Source organism: Limnohabitans sp., assembly GCF_044373035.1.
GTDB lineage: Bacteria > Pseudomonadota > Gammaproteobacteria > Burkholderiales > Burkholderiaceae_C > Limnohabitans_A.
The window spans coordinates 1-3,308 of the sequence record NZ_JBILQU010000186.1; the positions used below are offsets into that span (position 1 = coordinate 1).

The window sequence follows — 3,308 nt, forward strand, 5'->3', positions numbered from 1 at the left end:
GCGCAAACGGAGAGCAACTTCGCTGGCTACTCGTCCGAGGACCTTGTCGGTCGCGTCAATCACAAACCACTCGTGCACGACCTCAGCGGGTTTGGCGCTGAAAGTTGTTGTCATGAGTTTTCTCTTTGAAGAAAGGTTTGTCGGGCCCTTTTCCACGGTCGGTGCTCCTCTTTTGGGAGCCTCTTAGGTGGTCATTTGCTTGGGCCTTGCGGCTTTTGGCGTCTTCGCCGCGGGACCACTGAATCGCTGCGAAGCCTTCTATTATACGAAAAATTAAGGTCTTGCGCGCGTTAATGGTTACCATCAAGGCATGTTCAGTTACCGACACGCTTTTCACGCGGGCAACCATGCCGATGTGCTCAAACACATCACCTTGCTCGCGACCATGCGCCACCTCATGCAAAAAGAGGCCGGCATCACCCTGATTGACACCCATGCCGGGGCCGGTTTGTACCGCCTGGACGGCGATTTTTCCCAAAAAGGGGCCGAGGCCGAAGACGGCTTGTTCAAACTTTTGGCTGCTGCCGAGAAGCTCGACAGTCTGCCCGAGCCCGTTCAAGACTATCTGGAACAGATCGCCAGTTTGAACCCCAACGGACAAGCCAACATTTACCCTGGTTCGCCGTTTTTGATGCACAAACTGATGCGCCACGCTTCGCGCGACCGCTTGCGGCTGTATGAGCTGCACCCCACCGACAGCAAAGCGCTGACCGCCAACATTGCACAACTCGAAGCCGGCCGTACCATCACCGTCAGCCGCGAAGACGGCTTTGAGGCGCTGAAAAAGATCCTGCCGCCCCCGCCCTCGGCCACCGGCTCCAAGCGGGCCATGGTGCTGATCGACCCCAGCTACGAGATCAAATCGGATTACAGCAAGGTCGCCAGCGTGATTCAGGAATACCTCAAGCGCTTTTCAACAGGCACTTACCTGGTCTGGTACCCGATCATTCCTCGCCCTGAGGCTCACGACCTGCCCAAACGCCTGCGCACCCTGTCCAACCAGGCCCAAAAGCCCTGGCTCAACGCCACACTGGCGATTGGGCGAGGTCCGGGCGACGAAGGCGGCCTGGTGGCCAGCGGCATGTTCGTCATCAACCCACCCTTCACGCTGAAAGACCAGATCCGCAAGGCTCTGGACATGGTGGGACCGGCTCTGGCGCGTGGGTCGGGCAAAAACTGGGCCGTGGAGTCCTCTTGAACGTCATGGCTTGGCCTGCATTGACGATCTTGGCCAGGCCTTTTTGATTCCAAAAATCAGGATCAGGGAAAAACCTGATCGCCGAGTCTTCAGATTAACCGACCGTACGGTCGGTTAATGGGTATACTGGCACCTGCGCCAAGATCATTCCATCCTGTTTGGCGCAGGAGACCCGCCATGTACACCCAATCATTCAGCGTCCCGGACGGTTCCGAAGACGTCAAGTCGGCCAACCTGAAGGCCGTGCCCAAAGCCCTGAGTGCGCAAGACGCTGCCCTGCAAGCGGCCTTTGACGCCCACATCGACGCCGATGGCCGCATTGAACCCCGCGAGTGGAAGCCCGAGGCCTACCGCAAGACCCTGGTGCGCCAAATCAGCCAGCACGCCCACAGCGAAATCGTGGGCATGCTGCCTGAGGCCAACTGGATCAGCCGAGCCCCCAGCCTCAAGCGCAAAACGATTTTGATCGCCAAGGTGCAAGACGAAGCCGGTCACGGCCTGTACCTCTACAGCGCCGCCGAGACCCTGGGCACCAGTCGCGACCAGATGCTGGACGGCCTGCACAGCGGCAAAGCCAAATACAGCTCCATCTTCAACTACCCCACGCTCAACTGGGCCGATGTCGGCGTGGTCGGCTGGCTGGTCGATGGCGCGGCCATCATGAACCAAGTGCCTTTGTGCCGCTGCTCTTATGGCCCCTATGCCCGCGCCATGGTGCGCGTATGCAAAGAAGAAAGCTTCCACCAGCGACAAGGCTACGAAGCACTGTTGGTGATGATGCAAGGCACAAGCGAGCAAAAAGCCATGGTGCAAGACGCCGTCAACCGTTGGTGGTGGAAGTGCCTGGCCATGTTTGGCCCACCCGATGCCGACAGCCCCAACAGCGCGCAAGGCATGCGCTGGGGCATCAAACGCATCAGCAACGACGATCTGCGCCAGAAGTTTGTGGACGCCACCGTGCCACAAGCCAAGGTGCTGGGCGTGACCCTGCCCGACCCGGACTTGAAGTGGAACGAGGCGCGTGGTCAACACGACTACGGCCAGATCGACTGGGACGAGTTTTGGGCCACGGTGAATGGCAACGGGCCTTGCAACAAAGAACGCCTGGGCGCCCGCGTCAAGGCTTGGAACGATGGCGCCTGGGTGCGCGAAGCGGCTCTGGCCCACGCCCGCAAACAACAAGCACGCCAAATGAAGGAGGCCGCATGAACGCCACTGCCAACACCGCCGCATTGAAAGAATGGCCCCTGTGGGAAGTTTTTGTTCGCTCCAAGCAAGGCCTTGAACACAAGCACTGCGGCAGCCTGCACGCATCCGATTCGAAACATGCCCTTCAAATGGCACGCGATGTGTACACCCGCCGCCAAGAAGGCGTGAGCATCTGGGTGGTGCCCTCGGCCAACATCTCGGCCAGCGAGCCCAACGACAAGCCCGAGTTCTTCGACCCGGCCAGCGACAAGGTGTACCGCCACCCGACCTTTTACCAAATCCCCGACGAGGTCGGCCACATGTGATTCATGTTTGGCGTTCAGCGATCAGCGTTGAGCGTCAAGCCCACGACTCGTCCAATATGAACACGCTCAACACCCAACACTCAAAGCCCAACGCGCCAGTCGACTACCTGCTGCACTTGGCCGACAACGCGCTCATCCTCGGTCAGCGCAATGCCGAATGGTGTGGCCACGGCCCCATCCTCGAAGAAGACATCGCGCTGTCCAACAACAGCCTGGACCTGATCGGCCAGGCCCGCATGCTTTACCAGCACGCGGCCTCGCTGCAAGGCGCCGGTGCCACCGAAGACACGCTGGCTTATTTCCGCGATGTGCCGGACTTCAAGAACTACACTTTGTGCGAATTGCCGCACACACCTTTGATGTCGGCCACAGCGCAGGGCGACCGCGATTTCGCCATGACCATGGCACGCAACTTTCTGTACAGCAGCCTGATGGTGCTGGTCTGGGACCAGTTGCAAAACTCCAAAGATACGCAATTGGCAGCGATTGCCGCCAAGTCGCTCAAGGAAGTGCGTTACCACTTGCGCCACTCGCGCGACTGGCTGGTGCGTCTGGGCGACGGCACTGACGAGTCCCACGCCAAAGCGCAATCGGCC

The 3,308-nt window shown here is 59.6% G+C and carries 4 protein-coding genes and 1 pseudogene; 4 read left to right on the forward strand and 1 reads right to left on the reverse strand.

Features of this window, described 5'->3' with window-relative positions; genetic code table 11:
- A pseudogene (locus tag ACIQ47_RS15530) lies at positions 1-114 on the reverse strand (uL13 family ribosomal protein); the annotation flags it as partial.
- A gap of 196 nt (positions 115-310) precedes the next feature.
- Between ACIQ47_RS15530 and ACIQ47_RS15535 the strand changes: the two are divergent.
- The 4 genes from ACIQ47_RS15535 to paaC all read left to right on the forward strand — a co-directional run.
- On the forward strand, positions 311-1,198 hold the full coding sequence (locus ACIQ47_RS15535; RefSeq protein ID WP_396438947.1) for a 23S rRNA (adenine(2030)-N(6))-methyltransferase RlmJ: 888 nt from the start codon (positions 311-313) through the stop codon (positions 1,196-1,198).
- Positions 1,199-1,375: 177 nt separating this feature from the next.
- Positions 1,376-2,407, forward strand: coding sequence for a 1,2-phenylacetyl-CoA epoxidase subunit PaaA (paaA, locus tag ACIQ47_RS15540; RefSeq protein ID WP_396438948.1), 1,032 nt, complete (start codon positions 1,376-1,378; stop codon positions 2,405-2,407).
- Entirely contained in the window at positions 2,404-2,712 is a 309-nt protein-coding gene (gene paaB, locus ACIQ47_RS15545) for a 1,2-phenylacetyl-CoA epoxidase subunit PaaB (RefSeq protein ID WP_396438949.1), read from the forward strand. Before paaA ends, paaB begins: the two co-directional genes overlap by 4 nt.
- A 56-nt stretch (positions 2,713-2,768) precedes the next feature.
- A partial coding sequence (paaC, locus tag ACIQ47_RS15550) for a 1,2-phenylacetyl-CoA epoxidase subunit PaaC (RefSeq protein ID WP_396438950.1) occupies positions 2,769-3,308 on the forward strand: 540 nt, incomplete at its 3' end.